Annotated in this window: 23 protein-coding genes; 11 read left to right on the top strand and 12 right to left on the bottom strand. The window is 41.8% G+C overall.

What is annotated here, in order from left to right; all coding sequences use genetic code 11:
- The first annotated feature begins 46 nt into the window (after window positions 1-46).
- From hutC to ND16A_RS00505, 3 genes are read left to right on the top strand one after another with little or no spacing between them, the layout of a single operon-like run.
- Window positions 47-748, top strand: coding sequence for a histidine utilization repressor (gene hutC, locus ND16A_RS00495; RefSeq protein ID WP_033079427.1), 702 nt, complete (start codon window positions 47-49; stop codon window positions 746-748).
- A gap of 21 nt (window positions 749-769) precedes the next feature.
- Window positions 770-2287, top strand: coding sequence for a histidine ammonia-lyase (gene hutH / locus ND16A_RS00500; protein ID WP_033079426.1), 1518 nt, complete (start codon window positions 770-772; stop codon window positions 2285-2287).
- 17 nt (window positions 2288-2304) lie between these two features.
- A complete protein-coding gene (locus ND16A_RS00505; protein ID WP_033079425.1) occupies window positions 2305-4320 on the top strand; it encodes a urocanate hydratase in 2016 nt (671 codons plus the stop codon).
- A 99-nt stretch (window positions 4321-4419) separates the two neighbouring features.
- Here ND16A_RS00505 and ND16A_RS00510 read toward each other — a convergent pair whose 3' ends face one another.
- Complete coding sequence (locus tag ND16A_RS00510) at window positions 4420-5181, bottom strand: CPBP family intramembrane glutamic endopeptidase (RefSeq protein ID WP_033079424.1); 762 nt, start codon at window positions 5179-5181, stop codon at window positions 4420-4422.
- A 337-nt stretch (window positions 5182-5518) separates the two neighbouring features.
- Here ND16A_RS00510 and ND16A_RS00515 point away from each other — a divergent pair, with 337 nt between their 5' ends.
- From ND16A_RS00515 to ND16A_RS00525, 3 genes are all read left to right on the top strand, one after another.
- Window positions 5519-5971 (top strand): NfeD family protein, encoded by a 453-nt coding sequence (locus ND16A_RS00515; protein ID WP_033079423.1) that lies wholly within the window; start codon window positions 5519-5521, stop codon window positions 5969-5971.
- A gap of 87 nt (window positions 5972-6058) precedes the next feature.
- Complete coding sequence (locus ND16A_RS00520; RefSeq protein WP_033079422.1) at window positions 6059-6973, top strand: SPFH domain-containing protein; 915 nt, start codon at window positions 6059-6061, stop codon at window positions 6971-6973.
- A complete protein-coding gene (locus ND16A_RS00525) occupies window positions 6973-7920 on the top strand; it encodes an SPFH domain-containing protein (RefSeq protein ID WP_033079421.1) in 948 nt (315 codons plus the stop codon). The genes ND16A_RS00520 and ND16A_RS00525 overlap by 1 nt, the downstream gene beginning before the upstream one ends.
- A 413-nt stretch (window positions 7921-8333) precedes the next feature.
- Here ND16A_RS00525 and ND16A_RS00530 read toward each other — a convergent pair whose 3' ends face one another.
- The 7 genes from ND16A_RS00530 to ND16A_RS00560 form a co-directional block, all read right to left on the bottom strand.
- Window positions 8334-8810 (bottom strand): YcxB family protein, encoded by a 477-nt coding sequence (locus ND16A_RS00530; RefSeq protein WP_033079420.1) that lies wholly within the window; start codon window positions 8808-8810, stop codon window positions 8334-8336.
- Entirely contained in the window at window positions 8800-9135 is a 336-nt protein-coding gene (locus ND16A_RS00535; protein WP_033079419.1) for a hypothetical protein, read from the bottom strand. Before ND16A_RS00535 ends, ND16A_RS00530 begins: the two co-directional genes overlap by 11 nt.
- Window positions 9136-10008 carry a hypothetical protein gene (locus tag ND16A_RS00540; RefSeq protein WP_033079418.1) on the bottom strand — a complete coding sequence of 291 codons (873 nt, stop codon included), beginning with the start codon at window positions 10006-10008 and terminating at the stop codon, window positions 9136-9138.
- Window positions 10005-10907: a bifunctional GNAT family N-acetyltransferase/hotdog fold thioesterase gene (locus ND16A_RS00545; protein ID WP_033079417.1), complete on the bottom strand. Its 903-nt coding sequence runs from the start codon at window positions 10905-10907 to the stop codon at window positions 10005-10007. Before ND16A_RS00545 ends, ND16A_RS00540 begins: the two co-directional genes overlap by 4 nt.
- Before the next feature lie 56 nt (window positions 10908-10963).
- Window positions 10964-11401, bottom strand: coding sequence for a D-aminoacyl-tRNA deacylase (dtd, locus tag ND16A_RS00550; protein WP_033079416.1), 438 nt, complete (start codon window positions 11399-11401; stop codon window positions 10964-10966).
- Window positions 11402-11475: 74 nt separating this feature from the next.
- A complete protein-coding gene (pip, locus tag ND16A_RS00555) occupies window positions 11476-12435 on the bottom strand; it encodes a prolyl aminopeptidase (protein WP_235282265.1) in 960 nt (319 codons plus the stop codon).
- 38 nt (window positions 12436-12473) lie between these two features.
- Window positions 12474-13337: a virulence factor BrkB family protein gene (locus ND16A_RS00560; RefSeq protein ID WP_052073352.1), complete on the bottom strand. Its 864-nt coding sequence runs from the start codon at window positions 13335-13337 to the stop codon at window positions 12474-12476.
- A gap of 79 nt (window positions 13338-13416) precedes the next feature.
- Between ND16A_RS00560 and ND16A_RS00565 the strand changes: the two genes are divergently transcribed.
- Window positions 13417-13644 carry a hypothetical protein gene (locus ND16A_RS00565; protein ID WP_033079415.1) on the top strand — a complete coding sequence of 76 codons (228 nt, stop codon included), beginning with the start codon at window positions 13417-13419 and terminating at the stop codon, window positions 13642-13644.
- A 123-nt stretch (window positions 13645-13767) separates the two neighbouring features.
- Here the strand turns inward: ND16A_RS00565 and ND16A_RS00570 are convergent, their stop codons facing one another.
- Window positions 13768-14412 carry a urate hydroxylase PuuD gene (locus ND16A_RS00570; RefSeq protein WP_235282264.1) on the bottom strand — a complete coding sequence of 215 codons (645 nt, stop codon included), beginning with the start codon at window positions 14410-14412 and terminating at the stop codon, window positions 13768-13770.
- A 348-nt stretch (window positions 14413-14760) separates the two neighbouring features.
- On the bottom strand, window positions 14761-16584 hold the full coding sequence (gene typA, locus ND16A_RS00575) for a translational GTPase TypA (protein ID WP_033079443.1): 1824 nt from the start codon (window positions 16582-16584) through the stop codon (window positions 14761-14763).
- A 338-nt stretch (window positions 16585-16922) separates the two neighbouring features.
- Between typA and glnA the strand changes: the two genes are divergently transcribed.
- From glnA to glnG, 4 genes are all read left to right on the top strand, one after another.
- Window positions 16923-18329: a glutamate--ammonia ligase gene (gene glnA, locus ND16A_RS00580; RefSeq protein WP_033079414.1), complete on the top strand. Its 1407-nt coding sequence runs from the start codon at window positions 16923-16925 to the stop codon at window positions 18327-18329.
- A gap of 546 nt (window positions 18330-18875) precedes the next feature.
- A complete protein-coding gene (locus ND16A_RS00585) occupies window positions 18876-19400 on the top strand; it encodes a DUF4124 domain-containing protein (protein ID WP_033079413.1) in 525 nt (174 codons plus the stop codon).
- A gap of 89 nt (window positions 19401-19489) precedes the next feature.
- Complete coding sequence (glnL, locus tag ND16A_RS00590) at window positions 19490-20569, top strand: nitrogen regulation protein NR(II) (RefSeq protein WP_081945751.1); 1080 nt, start codon at window positions 19490-19492, stop codon at window positions 20567-20569.
- Between the two features lie 3 nt (window positions 20570-20572).
- On the top strand, window positions 20573-21979 hold the full coding sequence (glnG, locus tag ND16A_RS00595; protein ID WP_033079412.1) for a nitrogen regulation protein NR(I): 1407 nt from the start codon (window positions 20573-20575) through the stop codon (window positions 21977-21979).
- Between the two features lie 75 nt (window positions 21980-22054).
- Here the strand turns inward: glnG and ND16A_RS00600 are convergent, their stop codons facing one another.
- Together ND16A_RS00600 and epmA are read right to left on the bottom strand one after the other, a co-directional pair.
- A complete protein-coding gene (locus ND16A_RS00600) occupies window positions 22055-22444 on the bottom strand; it encodes a MerC domain-containing protein (RefSeq protein ID WP_033079411.1) in 390 nt (129 codons plus the stop codon).
- Between the two features lie 77 nt (window positions 22445-22521).
- Window positions 22522-23496: an elongation factor P--(R)-beta-lysine ligase gene (epmA, locus tag ND16A_RS00605; RefSeq protein ID WP_033079410.1), complete on the bottom strand. Its 975-nt coding sequence runs from the start codon at window positions 23494-23496 to the stop codon at window positions 22522-22524.
- Between the last annotated feature and the right edge of the window lie 35 nt (window positions 23497-23531).

Here is a 23531-nt window from a genome sequence, read left to right as displayed (position 1 = left end):
GTATATACAACTTACACAATACAAAGTTAACCTGGATATTTGAGCTATGACGACACCTAAATTTACCCAGATAAAACAGTTTATTTTTGAGCAAATTGAATCAGGCACTTGGTCTGAACATCAGCGTGTGCCCTCGGAAAATGAATTGGCATCTCAATTTGGTGTCTCGCGTATGACTGCGCGCCGGGCATTACAAGAGTTAACCGATGAAGGGGTGTTAAGTCGCTCAAAAGGCTCTGGCACCTTTGTTGCGAGCTTTAAGTCACAGTCTTCGTTAATGGAGATTCGCAATATTGCCGATGAAGTGAAAGCTGCAGGTCATACCTACTCTGCTAAACCAGTAGGCATTGAGAAGTTGCTGGCCGATGCTGCAATAGCCATCGAGTTAGATATTGCTATTGGTGATAGCGTTTATTTTTCAAAAATTTTGCATATGCAAAATGATCAACCCATTCAGTTAGAGCAGCGGTTTGTCAATGCCGCATTAGTGCCTAACTATATTAATCAAGACTTCTCAGTAATTACTCCGCATGAGTATTTAAGTAAAGAAGCACCGCTTACCGAAGCCACTCATCAAATAGAGGCGGTGTTGAGCGAAGCAACAATTACTGCGTTGTTGGCCATTAAAGCCGAACAACCATGTTTACAGGTAAAACGCCGCACCTGGTCATCTCATGGTGTGGTCAGTTTGGCTATTTTGACCTCACCGGGTGATAAGTACCGCCTTGGTGGGCATTTAAAATTTTAAGAGAATATTTAGGAGAACAATGTGATGTTTAAATATGGTGTTGACCGCCTAGAGCTTGATATTGTAAACGGCATAGCCGACGGTAGTATCAAGGCAGAGCTTTGCCAAGAAGCATTAGATCAAATCAATAAAAGTCGACAAAATGTCGAAAAGATGGCGAGTTCAGACAAGCCCGTATATGGCATAAATACTGGATTTGGTCCCCTGTGTGATACGCAAATTTCACCTGAAGAAACCCATTTATTACAAAAAAACCTACTCATTACCCACGCGGTAGGTGTAGGAGAGCCTATTGCTAAAGCGATTTCAAAGCTAATGCTGATCACCAAAGTGCATGCATTAAGTCGTGGTTTTTCGGGTATCCGCCTCGAAGTCGTTGAGCGCATGTTAACCTTTATCGAACTGGACCTAATTCCAGTTGTTCCAGAGCAAGGCTCAGTAGGAGCTTCTGGTGACTTAGCACCACTTTCTCATTTATTTTTGCCATTAATTAATGAAGGTGAATTCTGGCAAAGTGAAGAGGGGCAAGACGATAAAATCGTTCCTGCCCCCGAGATCCTTAGCAAACATGGCTTAGCACCTCTTGATTTGCATGCCAAAGAAGGCTTGGCCCTTATCAACGGTACGCAATTTATTTTATCTCATGCCATCACCGCATTAACCAAAATGCGTTACTTATTAGACTTAGCAGACTTAACCGGTGCCATGAGTATTGAAGGTATGCAAGGCAGTGAATCGCCATTTAGAGAAGAGCTTCATCAAACCCGTGCATTTAAAGGCAATTTAGAAGTTGCAGCGCGTATGAGAGCCTTTTTTAAAGACTCACAAAATATGGCTGATCACGAAGAGTGCGATCGCGTACAAGACCCTTATTCATTAAGATGTATTCCGCAGGTGCACGGCGCATCACGCAATGCTTATTATCACTTAAAAGAGCTGTCTGAAATCGAGATGAACTCGGTAACAGATAACCCAATTGTTATCAGTAGTGAAGAAGCCATTTCTGGTGGTAGCTTCCACGGCCAACCTCTTGCCATGGTGTTAGATTACGCATCCATTGCGGCCGCTGAATTAGGGAATATTAGCGATCGACGTTGTTATTTATTATTGGAAGGTTTGCACGGTTTACCGCGACTGTTAACCAAAGCAGGTGGCTTAAACTCAGGCATGATGATCCCGCAATATGCAACGGCAGCTTTGGTAACAGAAAATAAATCTTTGTGTTTTCCACCTTCGGCTGACAGTGTTCCAACCTCTATGGGCCAAGAAGATCACGTATCTATGGGTAGCATTTCCGGCAGAAAGCTTAATCAAATTTTAGGTAATGTCGATAAAATTTTTGCCATTGAATTAATGTATGCTGCGCAAGCAATTGAGTTTAGACGACCAAATAAATGTTCAGATTTGATTGAGCAGAACTTTGCGCTGATCAGAAGTAAAGTCGATAAACTTGAAGAAGACCGACTATTAAAACCGGATATCGATGCGCTGATCACACTGGTTAAATCACAAGCGTTTAGCGTTAACCTTGAACATTAATTATAAGGCCTAAACCCATGACAAATGTGATCAATTTTCAACAACAAATTAAGCAAGGTATTCCAACTGAATTACCCGCAGCTAAGCCTTACCCTGTGGATGCTAATCGTGCCCCTAAACGTAAAGACATTCTTAGCGGCGAAGAAAAACAGTTGGCACTTAGAAATGCACTGCGATATTTTCCGAAAGAGTGGCATCAGGAATTAGCGCAAGAGTTTGCTCAGGAATTAACAGACTTCGGCCGCATCTATATGTACCGTTTCAAGCCAAACTATGAATTAAAGGCCCGTGCAGTTGCTGATTACCCGGCCAAATGTGAGCAAGCGGCAGCCATCATGCTGATGGTCGACAACAACCTGGATCCTGCCGTGGCACAACACCCGGAAGAACTTATTACGTATGGCGGCAATGGTGCAGTGTTCCAAAACTGGGCGCAATACCTGTTAGCGATGAAGTATTTGAGTGAAATGGAAAGTGACCAAACGCTACATCTATACTCTGGTCACCCAATGGGTCTGTTTCCGTCGTCAGTCGATGCGCCGCGTGTGGTTGTTACCAATGGTATGATGATCCCGAACTACTCACAGCCTGATGACTGGGAAAAGTTTAACGCCTTAGGCGTTACTCAATACGGGCAGATGACCGCGGGTTCATTTATGTATATTGGTCCGCAAGGTATTGTTCATGGCACCACAATTACGGTGATGAATGCGTTCCGTAAGGTTCTAAATAAAGGTGAAACCTCGAAAGGTAAAGTATTCCTGACCGCCGGTTTAGGTGGTATGAGTGGTGCGCAACCAAAAGCCGGTAACATCGCGAACTGTATTACCGTATGTGCCGAGGTGAACTCGAACGCTGCGACTAAGCGTCACCAGCAAGGCTGGGTTGATGAGCTTATCGATAACATGGATGCGCTTATTACTCGCGTTAATCGCGCACAAGCGAATGAAGAAGTCGTATCGATTGCTTATATCGGTAACATTGTTGACGTTTGGGAAGCTTTTTATGAGCATAACATCTTTATTCATTTAGGCTCAGATCAAACTTCTCTGCATAACCCCTGGTCAGGCGGCTATTACCCGGTAGACATCAGCTATGAAGAATCGAATCGACTTATTCGTGAAGAGCCAGAAGTGTTTAAGGTGAAGGTGCAACAAACGTTGAAGCGTCATGCCGATGCAGTCAATAAGCATACCGCTCGTGGCACTTATTTCTTCGACTACGGCAACGCCTTCTTGCTAGAAGCATCTCGCGCCGGTGGCGACGTAATGGCTGAAAACGGCATCGACTTTAAATACCCTTCCTATGTTCAAGATATTCTTGGGCCTATGTGTTTCGATTATGGCTTTGGACCATTTCGCTGGGTATGTGCTTCAGGTAAATCTGAAGATCTGGATAAGACCGATGCGATTGCAGCACAAGTGTTAACTAAGATCATGCGCGATTCGCCTGAAGAAATTCAGCAACAAATGCAAGACAATATCACTTGGATCAAAGACGCCAAGCAAAACAAATTAGTGGTTGGCTCGCAGGCACGAATTCTTTATGCCGATGCGCAAGGTCGAATTGAAATAGCAAAAGCATTTAACGATGCCATAAACCGTGGCGATATTGGCCCAGTGGTATTAGGTCGTGATCACCATGACGTTAGTGGTACAGACTCTCCGTTTAGAGAAACCTCTAATATTTATGATGGTAGTCGCTTTACTGCAGATATGGCAATCCACAATGTCATTGGTGACAGTTTCCGCGGTGCAACATGGGTTTCTATCCATAATGGCGGTGGTGTTGGCTGGGGTGAAGTGACCAATGGTGGCTTTGGTATGCTGCTTGATGGCAGCGAAGATGCAGAGCGTAAGCTTAAATCTATGCTGTTATTTGATGTAAACAACGGTATTGCCAGACGCAGTTGGGCACGAAATGAAGAAGCTAACTTTGCGATTAAACGAGAAATGGCGAGAACGCCTAAACTAAAAGTTACCTTGGCTAACTTAGTTGATGACGAAATTTTAAATAATTTACCTGGCTTCTAAAGGCTACTGGCTTCGGGCTTCGGGCTTCGGGCTTCGGGCTTCGATAGCATCATAAAGCCGCAGTTGTTATCTACAACTGCGGCTTTATTTATGGTGTTATTAAGTGGCGGAATATAACAGATAGGCCGATACCATATTATTTAGCATGTGTATGGCGATACAATATTTCAAGTTATCGGTTTTCAACCGTACGATGGATAAAATCATCGCCAGCACAAATAAATCGAATAAGATGATGGCTTCATACTGAGTGTGGACCAGGGTGAAGATTAATGCGGTAAAAAATACGGCTCCCGATTTACGTAATACCGTTTGTTCTATTTTTTTGTAAATAAAACCACGAAATACCAGTTCTTCAAAAACAGGAGCGACGATACATAGAGATAACACACTGAGCCAAATATTGTCGGTACTGGCAAGCATATCATTCATCCATTCAGGCGTTTTTACCTCAAACAGCGCGTTTACCACGACACTTAAAAAAATATAAATCAGAGTAATGATCAGCCACGGTTTGAATCCGCTAAAACTTGCGGTTTGGCCTAAAGCAAAGAAGTCCAGCTTCTGCTGATAACTCAGTTCCTTTGTCGCTCTTGCTAAAACCGGCAGGGTGACCAAGGCCATGCCGATAGCAAAAACTGCGGTTACGTCACCATCATAAAACCAGCGATTAATATCAATAATATTTGGGTTAGCCTGAGCATACACACCAAAAACAATACTTAACAACAACGTTGGGATATATAACGCCAAAATCCATAGCAGTACTGACCAAACAGATTCATAGTCGGGTGTATTGATTGGCAACTGATTGTGCTCTACCTCAGCCTGCTCGTGCTGAGATGGTTCTTTCTCTGACATTTCGATCTTTACCAAGTTGATTAAATCTGTCTTATATATCCGTCACCATTCAAGATGCAGGTTTCAGAGCACTTTGAATGGTGCCGGGTGTATATCGTAAATAATACGGTAATATTGGTAAATTTAGCAAAAAAATTCAAAGTTTTATTTTCTATTATCCCCTGCCAGAATGCTTGTTCCCTCATATTTTGATACATTTAAAAAGTACCATCATGACATAATATGTCGCAATCATTTAAAATTCTTGCTATATTAATTAACGATTTATTAACAAATCACTCGCTTTTTCAACTGAAATAACTCAAATTAGCCGGTGAAAAATAAATGGAGGTAAGGTATGGAATTTAGTAATGATGTAGTGGCCTGGGGTAGTGTTGGTTTAGTGCTAATGCTTGCCGAACTGGTAATTCCCGGTGGGATCATTGTGTTCTTGGGTACTTCGGCCGTGGCTGTAGCCCTTACTTTGCAATTTGGCATTATCGACAACTGGATGCATGCCTTCACCTTATGGTTCATTTTATCCATCGTGCTACTACTGATATTTCGTAATGTTGGCCAAAACCTGGTTGGTGGCGATAGTACTATTGGCAATACCGATGAAAACCTCGATGTTTTTGGCCATGAAGTTAAAGTGATCGAAACCATAGGTCCGGGCAATAAAAAAGGCAGGATCTTTTTTCAAGGCACCAACTGGAGCGCTCTTGGTGATGGCAGCGAAATTGCGAGCGGCGAAACGGTAAAAATTATTTGTCGGGAAAACATCTCATACGTGGTTGAAAAACTCAGCTAATAGATCCTCACATAAATCAACCCACAGAAACAAACACACATAAATACACATTCATTAAAATAACTAAAATTAACTAAGGAGAGTCATGTGTTTATCTTTACTATTGTCTTTTTAGGCATCCTGTTCATTCTGTTTAAGCTCGTACTTATCGTCGAGATGCGCGAAGTCTGCGTGATTGAACGATTAGGAAAATTTAGAGCGGTAATGCAACCGGGGTTACACTTTTTAATCCCGTTTTTCGACCGAGTCGCTTATCGCCACGAAACCCGTGAGCAAGTACTTGATATACCGGCACAAAGCTGTATTTCAAAAGATAACATTCAAATTGATGTTGATGGCCTGGTATACATTAAAGTGATGGATGGTGCCAAAGCCAGCTATGGCATTGAAGATTACCGACGTGCCAGCGTAAATTTGGCGCAAACCACGATGCGTAGTGAAATAGGTAAATTGAAATTAAGCCAAACGTTCTCTGAACGCGACACGTTAAACGAAACCATAGTAAGTGAAATCGATAAAGCCTCGGATCCATGGGGCATTAAAGTATTACGTTATGAAGTAAGAAACATTACGCCGTCGATAAATGTGATCCATACCCTGGAGAAACAAATGGAAGCGGAACGTAAAAAGCGTGCCGAAATCACTCTCGCCAATGCCGAACGAGATTCCACCATAAATTTATCTGAAGGCGATCGTCAAGAAGCAATCAACCTTTCCGAGGGGGATAAGCAAAAACAAATTAACGAGGCCGAAGGCCGGGCTAGAGAAATTGAAATTATCGCCGATGCCACGGCACAAGGCATTGCCTTAATTGCCGACGCGGCCAATCAGCCTTGCGGTGATGACGCCATTAAAATGCGTTTGATGGAAGAATTTATCCAACAAACTGGCGATGTATTAAATACCGCTGATGTCTCAATTCTTCCGGCAGAAATGGCCAAATTGGAAGGCTTCTTCGAAGGCATGGATAAAGTTACTGCAACTGTACAAGGAGCAAAATAATGGAATTTTTAGTGGATTACGCAAGTACCGATATTGCCGTGATGCTGATTTGGGGCGCAATTTTCTTAAGCTTTGTCATTAAGCTATTTCAATCAATTTGTTTAGTGCCCACCAAGTCATCGTATGTGGTTGAACGCTTAGGAAAATATCATAAAACCTTAGACGCTGGTTTTCATGCCTTGTTTCCTTTTATCGACCGTGTCGCTTACATTCAAGATTTGAAAGAAGAAACCATCGATGTACCGCCGCAAGAGTGTTTCTCCAAAGATGAAGTTAATGTAGAAGTCGATGGGGTTATATATATCTCGGTAACCGACCCGATAAAAGCCAGCTACGGCATCACCGATTATCGTTTCGCCGCCATGCAGTTGGCACAAACCACAACCCGCTCGGTCATTGGTACCTTGGATTTAGACCGAACCTTTGAGGAGCGAGATTTGATCAGTGCGAAAGTGGTCGATGTGTTAGACAAAGCCGGTGAGGCATGGGGCATACGAGTACACCGTTACGAGATCAAAAACATTACGCCGCCACAAACGGTAAGATTGGCGATGGAAATGCAAGTAAATGCCGAACGTGAACGCCGCGCAATTCTGGCCAAGAGTGAAGGTGACAAGCAAAGTGTGATTAACCGTTCAGAAGGTTTAAAACGGGAAACCATTAACATTTCAGAAGGTGAAAAGCAGCGTCGGATCAATGCTGCCGAAGGTAAAGCTGCGGAGATATTGTCATTAGCCAAAGCTACGGCGGATTCTATCAAAAAAGTTGCCGGGGTGATTAATCAGGAAGGTGGTCAAAAGGCTTTGGAGATGCAGTTAAGTGAGCAGTACTTAAAGCAAATGAAGGGCTTAAGTAAAGCAAACAGAAAAGTTGTATTACCCGCTAACTTGTTAGATTACCAACAATGGATGGCAACCATGGGACTGGCAAAAGCTGGCTCTAAATAAGCTGAACTAGCAAAAATAAATTCAAATCAGATAAAACCATTAAGTGTAAATACTTGATGGTTTTTTGTACATGGATTGTACTTATACCCGGCAGGCAGGATAGCCTTTAGAGGGTGATTGTACATGGATTGTACTTATACCCGGCAGGCAGGATAGCCTTTAGAGGGTGTTTTTGAAACATTATCCTTGTTAAGTTTTTAATCAGCTTTTTATCTTATATACCTAATAAAATTATCGTCTTCTTCTATTAAAATAAAAGCATACGCAGTTCGATTGTGGGGGTTGGTGTGGAGATTGATAAAATCGCTGTATTATTTTTTACTGTGGTGATCTTGTTTGTTGCCGCTATTATCTTTGCCTGACTAGTGCCCGATTAATACGAGACTAATCAAGACGATATAACGGCAACGGTGTTAACCTAATTTTGTTTTTAGAAATTGCCAGGCCTCGGCTGAAATTGTCGTTTTCGAGATGTAGCTATTGCCGCCACTAACGGGAAATAAAATCACGCCTTTCTCGGTTTCGGTAAACGACTGTATATCTTGCCATTTCAGTAAATAGTCAGAGAAATCTGATTTTATTTCGATGCCCTGCTCATTTAATGTCATTGCCACTTCACTGCCAGAAGCCTTACTCCACATTTGCCGGGTCACCCACCAACTTTTGGCGTAAATAACGCTTAGTACCTCAACAAAGGCAAGAATAAAAAAGAAAGCACCAAGGTGAGCACTTAGCCCTTCAATTTGTACCATGTAAAAAAACATACCAAAGCAAAGTAACACTATCGCCTTTAAGTGGCGTTTAATCGGGTTTGGCTGAATTGCATTCGATTGTTCAAAACATTCGCTGTAATGCGGTTTATCTAAGATAAATTTACTTTCAAAATTCATGGGATTTATCGTTATCATTATTCGTTAAATTAGTTATTTTTCGCTTGTTTTCTGCTTGTTTTCTGCTTGTTTTCTGCTTGTTTTCTGCTTGTTTTCTGCTTGTTTTCTGCTTGCTGAGCATGCGTTTTTCATTCACCATCCACAAGCCTACTAATACGAAACAACTGATTAAAGTAATGCCTAAATGTACGCTAAAGGTCTTTAGCTCAAAACTTTCTGCCCACAAAAACCTTGGACCCCGCCTGGTCAGTAAAAATAAATCCAGCAGCGTAATATGAATAAATAACACGGCAAAACACATTGCTATTTTTTTCTTGGTTAACAATTATTTCCCCTCAAGTGTCGAATCAGGCTCGACTTTATCTAGCCAGGTCATCATATCAGGATAGTGAAATTGATAATGCAATTTTTCAAAATAAATGGATTCTATCAACTTGCCATTTAATTCACATTGTTCACTAAAAACAGCGCTTGGTTGCGTTAAAGCGGCAATGGCCTTTTGATAAAATTGTCGCCGCGTTGGATGTTTTGGCGCTACACAGTTATAGACTTGGTCACTACCAACAGTATTCTGCTGTTGTTGACTGAGTACACTAGCGATAATAGCAACCACATCGTCGCGATGGATCAGGTTTATCACTGAGTCTGGATTGGCAATGGCTTTGCCATTTTTAAAAAACCGTCCCGGCTGTCTATCATAACCAACCAATCCGGCAAGTCTTAATACGGTTTTATGGGGTATGTTGCTAGCTGATATTAATTGCTCTGCTTTATGCAGAATCGCGACTTTCTCGGCCTTCAGGTTTAACGCTGAATCTTCATTTACCGGCCCTTGCAGGCCATTATAAACCGCGCTAGAGCTGAGCAGCATAATACTTTCTACCATACTTGTTGATTGCTCGGCTTGCTTGATTATTGCTGCGATTTTTTCAGGGTAATCGCTTTTGCCATAACGTATGCCTGGTGGTATACAGATGATCAGCGTTTGGCAGTGAAAAACTTCACTGCCATGTTCGACTTCGGGCAAGTTGAATAGACAAGCGTGCAATTGTTGCGCGGCTAACTTTTCAACACCAAGGGCGGTGGTAGAAGTTACCACGACACTGTGGCCAATTTGTTTTAAATATTTTGCCAGTGGCAGGCCTAACCAGCCCGCACCAATGATTGCTATGGGCTCATTCATTATGTGCTCGTTCATTTATGGTTAACCTCAGGTATTACGACGTATTTACCGTTAAAAGTGGCGACTTTGCGATCACCATCATGCACATTTACTTGTACCTGAATGCGCGCTCTACGGCCTTTGGCAAGCACGTTAATCTTGCCTGCAGTGTCATCTTGACAGACTTTCGCCATCGGCTGACCATGTAATGGTTTGTGATAACGAATATCGGCATCCGCTAAAACAATATCCCCCTTTAACTGCTCAGATTTCACTAAGAGGTGCACCCAGCCCCATCCGGTTAACGTCGCCAATGTGTAAATACTGCCGGCAAACATCGTATTGTGTAAGTTTATATTGGCTGCTCTATCGGCGCATACCGTAAATTGTTCGCCATTATATGACGCCGGGTGGATCAACATGTGTTTGGAAACGGGAATGGTTTGATGCCAAACCTGTTTAAGCTCGGTTAACCAGGATAGGTGTTCTCCAGAGTAGGCCGGTAAGTGTTTTTGCATGGCAAAATGTTTTACTTCATCATACAAGGTATGCGCCGGCGCCAATAGTTGGTAGGCCATTTTCTGATAAAACGATACCGCCACTTCTCTGGCATTGAGCTCGATGGTCTTCACCCCTTGCTCAATTGCCACTTGCTCTAATGACGTTAACATTAACTTGCCCAAACCTTTGCCATGGTATTTTTCAGCCACTGCCATATAACGAATTTGGCCGCTGAAACAGTTGGTTTTATGCAAGCGGCCAACGGCGACTACTCTACCCTCTTCATCGACAATCATGCGATGCACCGATTGACCTTCAACTTCGTCCACTTCAGAGCCCATAGGTTGTCCCCAAGGTTGTCTTAATTGCTGGTAACGTAATTGATGATAGGCGGCAAAATCGGCAGCCGTTTGCGGTTGGATCACTTTAAACATTGGATTGAACTAAGCTCTTATTGGCATAAATTTGAATTAAATAACCTGAATTCGGGTTAAATAGTTAGGGTAAACGTTACTGGACCTTCATTGGTTAACGACACTTGCATATCGGCCGCGAAAATCCCGGTAGGCACGACAAAGCCCTGTTCTCGGAGTTGCTGACAAAAATATTGATACAACTCTTTACCCAATCCCGGATCGGCCGATTTAGAAAAGCCAGGTCGATTACCCCGGGTGGTATCCGCAGCCAGGGTGAATTGCGACACTACTAAGATATCACCATTAATTTGACCAACGTTCAAGTTCATCTTACCTTGTTCATCGGCAAAAACTCGATAGCTTGCAACCCGCTGAGCCAAACGTTTGGTTTTTGCTTTATCATCGGCTTTTTCCACCGCCAGTAACACTAGCAAGCCCTGGTTTATTTCACCATTGATTTTTCCGTCAATACTGACACTGGCGTTACTTACTCTTTGGATTAAAGCGATCATAGTTTTCTGGTTAATTTATCCAATGACATTAAAGGCGAACACAGTCGTGCAATAGGTTTCCATATCGCTCAACACTATTGGTTTTCGATAAAGTCAGCCATTTTATCAGATGCCTGACAAATGGCATCAATTATCGCGTCTTCAAAGCCACTATGTCCGGCTTTAGGAATAATTTGTAACTGTGAATTTTGCCAGTGCTCGGCCAATAAATGGGCCTGTTTTAACTGACAAACCATATCGTAACGGCCATGAATAATAAAGGCCGGCAGGTGTGCAATTTTACTCACATTTTTGAGCAGATAATCCGGCTCAAAAAAACAGTGATTACTGAAATAATGATTTTCAATACAGGCCATGGCAATGGCACCATGAGTTTCTTCCTGGCTGTCCAGTTCATGCTTATCGACTAATAACGCGGAAATTCGGGTTTCCCATAATGTCCAGGCTTTCGCGGCGGTGATGCGAGCAATTTCATTTTCTGAGGTCAACAATTGATGAAACGCTTTTACTGGGTCACTAAAATGCTGATGCTGCACCGGTGCAATAAAATCCTGATAATAATCGGGGTAAATGGCGCCGGCACCATCACTACCATATAACCAATTGACCTCACTGTCTGTCCCTAAAAAAATCCCTCTTAAAATAAACCCGGTGACTCTAATGCTGTGTTTAATGCCATAAGCAAGTGCCAATGTTGTGCCCCATGAGCCTCCGGCCACTAACCACTTGCTAATGGCAAAATATTCACGGATCTCTTCCATATCATCAATAAGATCATCGGTGCTGTTGTTGATAATGCCTGCATGCGGTGTCGACTTACCACTGCCGCGCTGATCAAACACTATGATGCGATATTTCTCCGGGTTAAAATAACGTCGATGGTCACTACTACTGCTACCGCCGGGACCGCCATGTAAATACACTACGGGGATCCCCTCTGGGTTACCACTTTCTTCAACATACAAGGTATGCTCGCCCACTTGCAGATATTCGATTTTATTGGGCTTAATTTTGGGATACAAGCTATGCAACATATTTCCTAGAAGATAGTTAAATCGTTATTAATTTTAGTCTATTTATTGTTTGCTGTAGATTTTCTATGAGTAAATTCTTGAAGACAAACGGTGAATTCGGCACCAACAAACACAATTAACCACGACAAATAGACCCAGACAAACAGAATAGGGATAATTGCCAAAGCGCCATAAATGGCTTCGTAAGATGGCAGATGAGTGACGTAAGCAGCAAAGGCTTTTTTCGCCAGCTCAAACAATAAGGCAGCGATGACGGCCCCTGTTAGCGCAAACTTAAACCGAACTTCGGTGTTAGGTACCAACAAATAAAGCACTAAAAAACCGGCTAAAGAAGCAAAAAATGGCAACACTCTGAGCATTAAATTATTTAACGTGCTCATATCTACACCACTGAACGTGACCAGGGACACTATATAGGACGTAGCCAATATACTTACCCCGACTAACACCGGGCCCAAGGTTAAAATCATCCAATAGACGGCAAATGAAGTGACGGCTTTGCGTGGTTTGTGAATGCGCCAAATCCGGTTTAAGGCTTTATCTACTGCGGAGATAAGCAATAATGCCAGCAAAAACAATACAAAAATAGCCGTTGCCGACATTTTTGATGCATTACTGACAAACCCATCAACATGCTCCTGGATTAATTCCGACGCAGTGGGCACAAAGTTACTGAACACAAATTTTTCTATGTCATTGTGTAATTCGGCAAAAATGGGAAACGCTGACGCTATTGAAAATGTCACCATGATCAAGGGCACCAAAGACATTAATGTCACATAAGACAAATAGCCTGCAGAAACTTGTATTTGATCATGACCGCAACGCTTAAAGTAATGTTGAATAAAACGAATTACCGGTATGGTCTTCGGGTAACGTGCAATAATTTGTGACAATTTCATTGATTATTCTATAGTTTTCCTAGTGTTATATTAACTATACTAGATTAAATACCATAAATTAAAATATTTGGAGAACTTCATGGCAAGACAAGGTTCAGGTGGTAATGTGTTAGCAGCGATATGCTGCATTTTTATCCCCGGATTAGGACAATTAGTGCAGGGTCGTATATTTGCCGCTCTATTATTTTTTGTATTCAGCGGTATTTTATATTTTACCTGGGTATTCTGGATAGTCGGTGCATTGCTACATCTTTGGTCAATTATTGATGCGGCGAAATACCGGAGTTCATCGCCATTGACCGAGTGATTTTTGATGTGACCTTTTATGCGAGGTTGAAACCCCGCCAACCGGTTACGAAGCTTGATTAGGCAGCAAACACAAAAATGCCGAGTATAAACTCGGCATTGATACGGGTTTAATTGGTTAAAATTAAACTAATTTTAATACCGCAACTAACACTGCAGTTAGTACTAAGCTTGAAGTAATAACACCTTTAACAGTTGTCATTGTGCCTTGCTTACCAACAATAGCGTTCACTTCTAATGCTGCAATAATCGCTAAGCCAACCCACATCGCAGTACTGCCCATGCCTGTACCCCAACCAAAGCCAAGAGCACCAGCGTGACCGCCAGCTAACATGAAAAATGCCATCGGGCCTGAGAATAATGTGTTAGTACGAGACGCTAGCAGTGCTTTTGCACCAGCTGCAGGGCCGTCACCTTCAACCATACCTAAAGCTATTTTTTGGTTGGGCCAGATAATTAACCACACGTTTAAGAACATTAATGTTCCCATGGTTGCGCCTAAAACAATACCAGCATTTAAATAACCAAGTTTCATCACACCGACAAGTAGCACTAAACCCGTTAGGAAAGTGAACATTGCGCCCCAACGGAACCACCAAAGAGCAGCAGGTGCTAGGTGTTTTTTCGCGTCAGCTAAAGCTTCAGGAGTTGCTTTTTTAAAGTAACCGCCTTGAATAAAGTTAAAGTAGTATAAAAGTCCTATCCAGGTCATCCCGAATAGTAAGTGGCCCCAACGAGCCAAGAAATTAATAATTTCCATGGTTTCCATAATTCACCCTTAATGATGTTTAAAATTGAATGAGTTACCTCTGTGCCGGATGCCCATTCTTTATTGTTTTACCCACCGTTAAAAATACCTTTAAAGCAGTAAATAAGCAATAAAATTCCCACTTTATGGCGTTCAAACGCTGTTAAAACAAGCATTTAAACCACACTATTACTAAGGATACTGTGAAATAGTAAAAATGTGGCAAAGTTAACCTGGCTTACGCCATTACGCGAGAATGAATTCTCGCCAACCAATACCATCCATGGTAGTTTGCATTCCATCATCCTTGAAGCAAAAAACCGCTAACGGTAATGCCATTAGCGGTTTTCAATAATCGTTAATTAGTGATTATTTTTTCGCTGTGCGACCTTCACGTTTACGGTCACTCTCTTTCAAGAATTTTTTACGTATACGGATGCTGTCAGGCGTTACTTCTACTAATTCATCATTATCAATAAACTCTAAAGCTTGCTCTAGTGACATGATAATTGGTGGCGTTAACGTTTGCGCTTCATCAGTCCCTGATGAACGAACGTTGGTTAACTGCTTACCTTTCAGGGCATTTACCGTTAAGTCGTTATCACGTGAATGAATACCGATGATCTGGCCTTCATAAATGTCCAGTCCGTGACCGATTAACATACGACCGCGAGATTGTAAGTTAAAGATGGCGTTAGTAAGCGCTTTACCTGTGGCGTTAGCGATCATTACACCGTTAAGACGTTGACCAATTTCACCACCTTTATGAGGACCGTACTGTAGGAACGTATGGTAAATTAAACCAGAACCTGAAGTTAACGTCATAAATTCAGTTTGGAAACCGATCAAACCACGACTTGGCATGATGAAGTCCATACGAATCCGGCCTTTACCATCTGGTGCCATATCAGTAAGCTCGGCTTTACGAACACCCATTCTTTCCATGATCGGACCTTGATGCTGCTCTTCAACATCAATCGTTACCGATTCATACGGTTCTTCCATTTGGCCATCAACTTCACGCATGATAACTTCTGGACGTGATACGGCTAATTCGTAACCTTCACGACGCATGTTTTCAATTAGGATACCTAAATGTAATTCACCACGACCTGATACTTTAAATTTATCGGGGTCGTCTAATTGCTCAACGCGTAAGGCAACGTTGTGAACGAGTTCCTTGTCTAAACGCTCTTTAATGTTACGTGAGGTAACGTATTTACCTTCCTGGCCTGAAAACGGAGAAGTATTTACCTGGAACGTCATATTAATAGTTGGTTCATCTACTGATAATGGTGGTAATGCTTCCACTTCGTTTGGACAACAAATCGTATCAGAAATTTTTAACTCACCTAAACCAGTAATGGCAATGATATCACCCGCTTCAGCTAAGTCAGTTTCATGACGTTCAAGACCTAAGTAACCAAATACTTTACCAACTTTACCGTTATGAATTTTACCGTTTGAACCTTCAACCGTTACTTGCTGGTTAGGTTTAACTGAACCACGAGTAATACGACCAACACCGATAACACCCAGGTATGAGCTGTAATCAAGTTGCGAGATTTGCATTTGGAAAGAACCATCAATATCAGCATCCGGCGCCGGCACTTGATCAACGATAGTTTGGAATAAAGGCGTCATGTCTGTGCCTTCTTTGTCAGCATCCATAGAAGACCAACCGTTGATTGCCGAGGCATAAACCACTTGGAAATCTAATTGCTCGTCTGTTGCACCTAAGTTGTCGAATAAATCGAATACTTGATCCATTACCCATTCAGGACGAGAGCCAGGCTTGTCAATTTTGTTAATGACAACAATTGGCTTTAACCCTTGCGCAAACGCTTTTTTCGTTACAAAGCGAGTTTGTGGCATTGGACCTTCTTGTGCGTCAACAATAAGTAGAACAGAGTCAACCATTGACATAACACGTTCAACTTCCCCACCAAAATCGGCGTGACCAGGAGTATCTACGATGTTTACCCGGTATTCACCCCAGTTGATTGCGGTGTTTTTAGCAAGAATGGTGATACCACGTTCTTTCTCGATATCGTTTGAATCCATAACACGCTCGTCATGGCCAGCGCGTGAATCTAATGTACCTGATTGATCAAGCAGCTTATCTACCAAGGTAGTTTTACCGTGGTCAACGTGCGCAATGATCGCGATGTTACGTAATTTATCTAACACTATCTTTAGCCTTAATGTAATGGTTGAGTACGTACGAAAAATGTACGACACTTCTTTGGGCGCGGATTATACAGCAGTTGCGCCCACATTGAAAATGTTTCAGTATAATAGCGTCTAGTACTCAAATTGACATAGACAAGATATGCTAAGCGGAGCAACATCGTGGTGCACGCACCATAAAGATCCACCGACGCACCATACTAGTGCAATGACTGAGCTCGCATTAATTAAAAAGCTATATATTTCAATGGTTGTAGTGTTGGCACGATTATAGCTTAGTAGTTGGCAAGCAAATGTTTAGCATTTTAATTTTAACTTGCAGATAAATTTCGGAGACGTTCATGTCACAAGCAGTTTTAGATTTAATCAAAGAAAACGACGTTAAGTTCGTTGATTTACGTTTTACTGATTCAAAAGGTAAAGAGCAACACGTTTCAATTCCTCATCATCAAGTTGATGAAGACTTTTTTGAAGACGGTAAAATGTTCGATGGTTCTTCAATTGAAGGCTGGAAAGGCATTAACGAATCTGACATGGTAATGATGCCTGACGCATCTACTGCTGTTATGGACCCGTTCACTGAAGAAGCAACATTAAACTTACGTTGTGACATCGTAGAACCGGCAACTATGCAAGGTTACAGCCGTGACCCACGTTCAGTTGCTAACCGCGCTGAAGCGTACATGCGCTCTACTGGCATAGCTGACACGGTATTAATTGGTCCAGAGCCTGAGTTCTTCGTATTTGACGACGTTCGTTTCCACACCGACATGTCTGGTTCTTTTTACAAAATTGATGACAAAGAAGCTTCTTGGAATTCAGGTACCGAATATGAAGAAGGTAACATGGGACATCGTCCTGGTGTTAAAGGCGGTTATTTCCCGACTTCTCCTGTTGATTCATCACAAGACTTGCGTTCAGCAATGTGTTTAGTCATGGAAGAAATGGGCTTAGTCGTTGAAGCACATCACCATGAAGTAGCAACCGCAGGTCAAAACGAAATCGCTTGTCGTTTTAACACTATGGTTAAAAAAGCCGATGAAGTACAAATTTATAAATATGTTGTTCATAACGTTGCTCACGCATATGGTAAAACAGCGACGTTTATGCCTAAGCCACTAGTTGGTGATAATGGTACTGGTATGCACGTTCACCAATCTTTAGCGAAAGACGGTGTTAACTTGTTCTCTGGCGACCAGTATGGCGGATTATCGCAAGATGCGCTTTACTACATTGGTGGTATCATCAAGCATGCCAAAGCGCTTAACGCGTTCACTAATGCTTCAACAAACTCGTACAAACGTCTTGTACCTGGTTTTGAAGCGCCAGTAATGCTTGCTTACTCTGCCCGTAACCGCAGCGCCTCTATCCGTATTCCAATTGTGCCAAGCCCGAAAGCAATGCGTATCGAAGTTCGTTTCCCTGATCCAACAGCAAACCCATACTTAGCATTCACTGCAATGTTAATGGCTGGCCTTGACGGCATCAAAAACAAAATCCACCCTGGCGATGCCATGGATAAAGATTTATACGACCTTCCAGCTGAAGAAGCATTAGCAATCCCACAAGTATGTTCTTCATTTGAAGAAGCACTTGATTCACTAGAAGCTGATAATGAGTTTTTAACTGCTGGTGGTGTTATGGATATCGATATGATCAATGCTTACATTGGTCTTAAGCGTGATGAAGTTGAATTATTAAACTCAACGACTCACCCGGTAGAGTTTGATATGTACTACAGCGTATAATTTCAACTAGCCATTGATTTAAAAAAAGCCCGCTGATTGCGGGCTTTTTTATGCCCGGTGTCTGCTCCTCGACAACAGCTCCTGCTTTATTCTACTTACATACATCCATGTATTAATGCCGCGTTATAAATTTTAACAATGGAATAACCATTCTCGACTTTGCCTCCTGAGTCGCCCTACCTCCACCATCCATGGTGTCGTCTAAAATTTTAATTCAAGGATGAATTATCTTAGAATTATCTTAGAATTATCATGGATGATATAAATTCTGAATGCCTTGCCTAAATCACTTTTAATTCCCACTGCAATCCTGCACTTTGAATGCTGACGGGTATATAAGTCATTAATTTTATTAATCATAAACTTTTAATGAAATATTATTCCGTCCTCCTGTTTGCTGAAGTTACTGCTATAATTAAATCAATTCACAATGCCTCAACAATTTACTGGTATTGATACGATTATTTAGTTAGATTAAGTATTAGTACTTATTGCAATATGGTTATTTTCAATTGACATAGTGGTTCAAAAGGAAAATTTTTATTAATGGCAAAGTATACAATTTTTGTAATACTGTTATTTTCACTTATAGGTTCATCGTTGGCAGCATCGTCGAAAGTATATGTGTGGCGAAGCGAAAGTGGTGATTTGGTGTTTTCTGACAGTCCTAAACCCGGGGCTGAGGAAGTTGCTGAAGAAATTGAGATTAAAAATACGCAAACGATTATTTCTTCGGTAAATACATCTGTATTGGACATCACCCCACGGGTAGTGAAAGAAGACTATCAAGTGGAAATTTCTCAACCAGAAGACCATGCTACTATACGTGATAATTCAGGTTCTATCTATATTTCAGGTAGGGTAGCCCCGGTTTTTAAACAAGGCTTTAAAGTACAATTAATTATGAACGGCGCCATTCATGGTGACCCACAAACACGTTCGGTATTCATTCTAAGAGACGTAGACCGCGGCGAACATAAAATAAAATTAGAATTAATTAACAATCAAGGCAAGGTTATTGCATCTTCTAAAGAAAGAACTGTTTACCTGCATCGAACCAGAGTTAATTAGACTAATTCTCTCTGTACAGGTGCAAATAACCTGACCGTTTATTACACTTCAATAAATGGTCGCACCATAACGGTGCAGCGGAGAAAGCCTTGTATACTAATGCCAGCTTAAAAGAAATTCGATTATCCTATGCACAACAATTGGTACCGCAACTAGTAACGGCTGTGGTCATCATTAATGACGAGCTAAAAATTCAATACTTAAGCTCTTCTGCTGAAGCGCTATTCTCTAAAAGTCTTAATCGTTTATATCAAAAAGAATTTCTCGATATTTTTACCCACTGTTCCATTACCGCAGAAAGGTTAAAGCAAGTCTTTCGTACTGGCCAGGATTTTACCGATTCAGAAGTTGTCCTTGAGTTTATTGAAAATTATCACATCACCCTGGAAGTTACCGCCTCTACTGCTCTATTTAATGGCTGCGAACATATTTTATTGGAGTGCAAACAAATTGATAAGCAAAAACAAATCAGCGCCGAAATATTTCAAGAGCAGCAATGGGAAGCCGCACGGGATTTGATCAGAGGTTTAGCGCACGAAATAAAAAATCCGCTGGGAGGATTGCGCGGCGCGGCGCAACTACTGGCTAAAGAACTTACTAATGATCAGCAAGAGTTCACCGCAATGATCATTGAACAGGCTGATAGACTAACAAACTTGGTGGATAGATTGTTAGGGCCAAATCAGTTACCAAATATTGAAATGCACAATATCCATGAAGTAATGGAAAAAGTGCACCAATTAGTCAGTCTTGATAATGCCAAGGGCATCGAGTTTGTTCGCGATTATGACCCTTCCATTCCCGATATCGGGCTTGATACCGAAAAATTGCAACAAACGTTACTCAATATTATTGGTAATGCCACTCAGGTATTGGATAAAAATGGGGTGATCACCTTAAAAACCCGCATTGCCACCAATCAAACCATTAATGGTAAAAAAGTAAAACTCGCCGTTAAGTTATCCATTATTGATAACGGCCCGGGGATACCACCAGCGATACAGGATACGATTTTTTATCCTATGGTTTCTGGCAGATCAGATGGCACCGGCTTAGGCTTGTCAATTGCACAAACGTTAATTCACCAGCACCAGGGCAAATTGTCGTGCCACAGCTATCCTGGACGCACCGAATTCAGCATATTACTACCTTTAACAAAGAGAACGTAAAAGATGAACGCAGAGCAAGTTTGGATTGTTGATGATGATAACTCGATACGTTGGGTACTAGAGCGTGCTCTCAAAGGAGAAGGCATAAGTTGTGCTTCATTTAGTAATGCCGACGATTTACTGGCTGCCATTGAAATTAGCCAACCTGAGGTAATTATTTCAGATATTCGGATGCCCAAAATGGATGGTATGACCTTACTGGCTATTATCAATGATAAGTACCCGGATTTACCGGTGATCATTATGACCGCCCATTCCGACTTAGACAGTGCGGTAAATGCCTATCAAGGTGGGGCTTTTGAGTATTTGCCAAAACCATTTGATATTGATGAGGCATTAAGCCTAACCAAACGTGCCTTGGTGCATGCGCAAGAGCAAAGTGCGCAGAAAGCAGCCGTTGTTAATAAACAAAATGGCGTAGGCATTATTGGTGAAGCACCAGCAATGCAAGAAGTTTTCAGGGCTATCGGCCGTTTGTCCCGCTCCAGCATCAGTGTGCTAATCAATGGTGAATCGGGTACTGGTAAAGAGTTAGTCGCGCACGCTTTACACTCACACAGCCCAAGAAAAAGCGCTGCATTTATTCCATTAAACATGGCCGCAATACCGAAAGATTTGATCGAATCCGAGTTATTTGGCCACGAGAAAGGCGCATTTACCGGCGCCAATTCGGTCCGCCAGGGTCGCTTTGAGCAAGCTCACGGTGGTACTTTATTTCTCGATGAAATTGGTGATATGCCACTCGATGTGCAAACTCGCTTATTGCGGGTACTCGCTGACGGACAATTTTACCGGGTTGGTGGACATAATCCGATAAAGGTCGATGTCAGGATCATTGCCGCCACTCATCAAAACCTGGAAGAAAGGGTAAACAGTGGCGATTTTCGTGAAGATTTGTTTCATCGTCTGAATGTGATCCGAATTCATTTACCGAGTTTAAAAGAACGCAAGGAAGACATTGAGCAACTGGCAAAACATTTTTTAAATCTTGCCGCCAATGAGTTAGGAGTGGAATGTAAATCAATCTCAATAGATGCGATTAAGTTTATGCAACGCTGCGATTGGCCTGGCAACGTTCGCCAATTAGAAAACACCTGTCGCTATTTAACGGTAATGGCAAGTGGCCAGGAAATACTGATGGACGATTTACCTGAAGAGCTATCAAAAGACTCGGTAGCAGTAATTTCGGCGAATACTCATGGCGGTTGGCAACAACAATTATCATCCTGGGTAGATGAGCAATTAAATAATGGTATGGATGATATCTTATCTTCTGCAATTCCAGAGTTTGAAAAGATCTGTCTCGACAGAGCGTTGAACTTTACCCATGGACACAAGCAAGAAGCGGCAAAAAAATTGGGCTGGGGCAGAAACACCTTAACCAGAAAGTTAAAAGAGCTGCAAGAATAAGCGTTCACAAATATAATAAGGGGGAAATGCTTTCACATTTCCCCCTTATTTATGAATGTTGTTAAAACTAATGGTTTAGTTCATCTCTGAACCACATTCATGGTCACTGCAGGTACGACAATTATTACACAGTTTTAGATTCACCACGTGAGCAGCAATTAACAAGCAGGCTCCTACAATGATCATAATTGGTTGCATACTTTCATCAACACTGTGTTTATGCCAATAAATAAAGCCACCTAAAAACAATAGGTAAAATGGATAGATTTTACGATGATAACGTTTAAAACCTGAAAATAGAGCAAATGAGCCCAAAATTAAGGTAGCAAATAAGAAGATGTGCTCAGATTCATGCGAGCCTAAAAACTCTATGCCTAACAATGATAAAACAGGTAGCAATACCGGCAACAAAATACAATGCAGCGCACAAAGCGAAGTAGCGGTAATGCCAAGTCTATCAAGCATGAATAAAGTTCTCTGTAAAAGGACAGTTAATAATAGTGATAATATCACATTATTTTAAGTATAACAGGAATTTTTTGTTACGCTCTGTTAACAGGAAAAGCGATGACGTCATCAATAGCACAAGCATCCACTGTGAGCATAACTAAACGGTCAATGCCCAGCGCAACACCGGCGCAATTGGGTAAGCCATGGGTTAATGCTTGCAACAAATTTTCATCTATCGGTTTCGGTTGCAAATTATAACGCTGCCTTAGCCTGTTATCTGCTTCAAAGCGTTGTTTTTGTTCGACAGAATTGGTTAACTCATGAAAACCATTGGCCAGTTCAATACCTTTAAAATACAATTCAAAACGCTCTGCAACCCGGTTATCAACACCGCTTATTTTTGCCAATGCCGCCTGACTCGCGGGAAAGTTATAAATAAAACAAGGTAGATTTTGGCCAATTTTTGGCTCGACTAATTCAGTGAACAGATATTGTAATAATGTATCTAAATTATGTTCTTGCAAAACCCAGTCTGCATGCAATTGATGAGTAAGCACAGCTTGTTGTAAATCAGCAATTGTGCAATGCAAGGGATCTACGCCAACATAATTGCTAAATACTTGCTGGTAGGTGAATTGTTCAGCAGGGCGGCATTTTAAGACTCGTTCGACTAATCGAGAAACTTCCTTCATTAGTTCAAAGTGATCAAACTCCTCTCGATACCATTCAAGAATAGTAAATTCAGGGTTGTGGAAACGGCCTGACTCTTCATTTCTGAAGGCCTTACAAATTTGATAAATACAACCACTGCCGCTGGCCAGTAGCCGTTTCATCGCGAATTCAGGGGATGTTTGCAGGTATAAGGTTGTGGCGGAATCTTTATTGGCACCGGCCTGGAGAAATTGTGTCTCAAAGCTCACCAGATGCAAGTCAGTCACCGTAGCATGAGATAATGCCTGGGTATCAACCTCTAACACATTACGCTCAGCAAAAAACGTCCTAATGGTTGCCAACACTTCGGCACGTTTCTTTAAATTTTCAAGGTTTGCACTCGCTTGCCAGTTCATTATTTCTCAATTATCTATATTAAAAAAGGAGCCTA

This window comes from Thalassotalea sp. ND16A (assembly GCF_000764205.1).
Taxonomy (GTDB): domain Bacteria; phylum Pseudomonadota; class Gammaproteobacteria; order Enterobacterales; family Alteromonadaceae; genus Thalassotalea_A.
Note: the sequence above shows the minus strand (reverse complement) of the source record. Positions and strands in the feature narration are given on the sequence as shown.

Bases quoted from the DNA above. Each gene is read 5' to 3' on its own strand.
- ND16A_RS00530 (WP_033079420.1), bottom strand. From the start codon at position 8,810: ATGAATTTTGAAAGTAAATTTATCTTAGATAAACCGCATTACAGCGAA.
- ND16A_RS00525 (WP_033079421.1), top strand. From the start codon at position 6,973: ATGGAATTTTTAGTGGATTACGCAAGTACCGATATTGCCGTGATGCTG.
- ND16A_RS00600 (WP_033079411.1), bottom strand. From the start codon at position 22,444: ATGCTTGATAGACTTGGCATTACCGCTACTTCGCTTTGTGCGCTGCAT.
- ND16A_RS00570 (WP_235282264.1), bottom strand. From the start codon at position 14,412: ATGGAAACCATGGAAATTATTAATTTCTTGGCTCGTTGGGGCCACTTA.
- dtd (WP_033079416.1), bottom strand. From the start codon at position 11,401: ATGATCGCTTTAATCCAAAGAGTAAGTAACGCCAGTGTCAGTATTGAC.
- ND16A_RS00585 (WP_033079413.1), top strand. From the start codon at position 18,876: ATGGCAAAGTATACAATTTTTGTAATACTGTTATTTTCACTTATAGGT.
- ND16A_RS00565 (WP_033079415.1), top strand. From the start codon at position 13,417: ATGGCAAGACAAGGTTCAGGTGGTAATGTGTTAGCAGCGATATGCTGC.
- ND16A_RS00515 (WP_033079423.1), top strand. From the start codon at position 5,519: ATGGAATTTAGTAATGATGTAGTGGCCTGGGGTAGTGTTGGTTTAGTG.
- glnG (WP_033079412.1), top strand. From the start codon at position 20,573: ATGAACGCAGAGCAAGTTTGGATTGTTGATGATGATAACTCGATACGT.
- ND16A_RS00545 (WP_033079417.1), bottom strand. From the start codon at position 10,907: ATGTTTAAAGTGATCCAACCGCAAACGGCTGCCGATTTTGCCGCCTAT.
- ND16A_RS00505 (WP_033079425.1), top strand. From the start codon at position 2,305: ATGACAAATGTGATCAATTTTCAACAACAAATTAAGCAAGGTATTCCA.
- pip (WP_235282265.1), bottom strand. From the start codon at position 12,435: ATGTTGCATAGCTTGTATCCCAAAATTAAGCCCAATAAAATCGAATAT.
- hutC (WP_033079427.1), top strand. From the start codon at position 47: ATGACGACACCTAAATTTACCCAGATAAAACAGTTTATTTTTGAGCAA.
- epmA (WP_033079410.1), bottom strand. From the start codon at position 23,496: ATGAACTGGCAAGCGAGTGCAAACCTTGAAAATTTAAAGAAACGTGCC.
- ND16A_RS00560 (WP_052073352.1), bottom strand. From the start codon at position 13,337: ATGAAATTGTCACAAATTATTGCACGTTACCCGAAGACCATACCGGTA.
- ND16A_RS00540 (WP_033079418.1), bottom strand. From the start codon at position 10,008: ATGAACGAGCACATAATGAATGAGCCCATAGCAATCATTGGTGCGGGC.
- glnA (WP_033079414.1), top strand. From the start codon at position 16,923: ATGTCACAAGCAGTTTTAGATTTAATCAAAGAAAACGACGTTAAGTTC.
- ND16A_RS00510 (WP_033079424.1), bottom strand. From the start codon at position 5,181: ATGTCAGAGAAAGAACCATCTCAGCACGAGCAGGCTGAGGTAGAGCAC.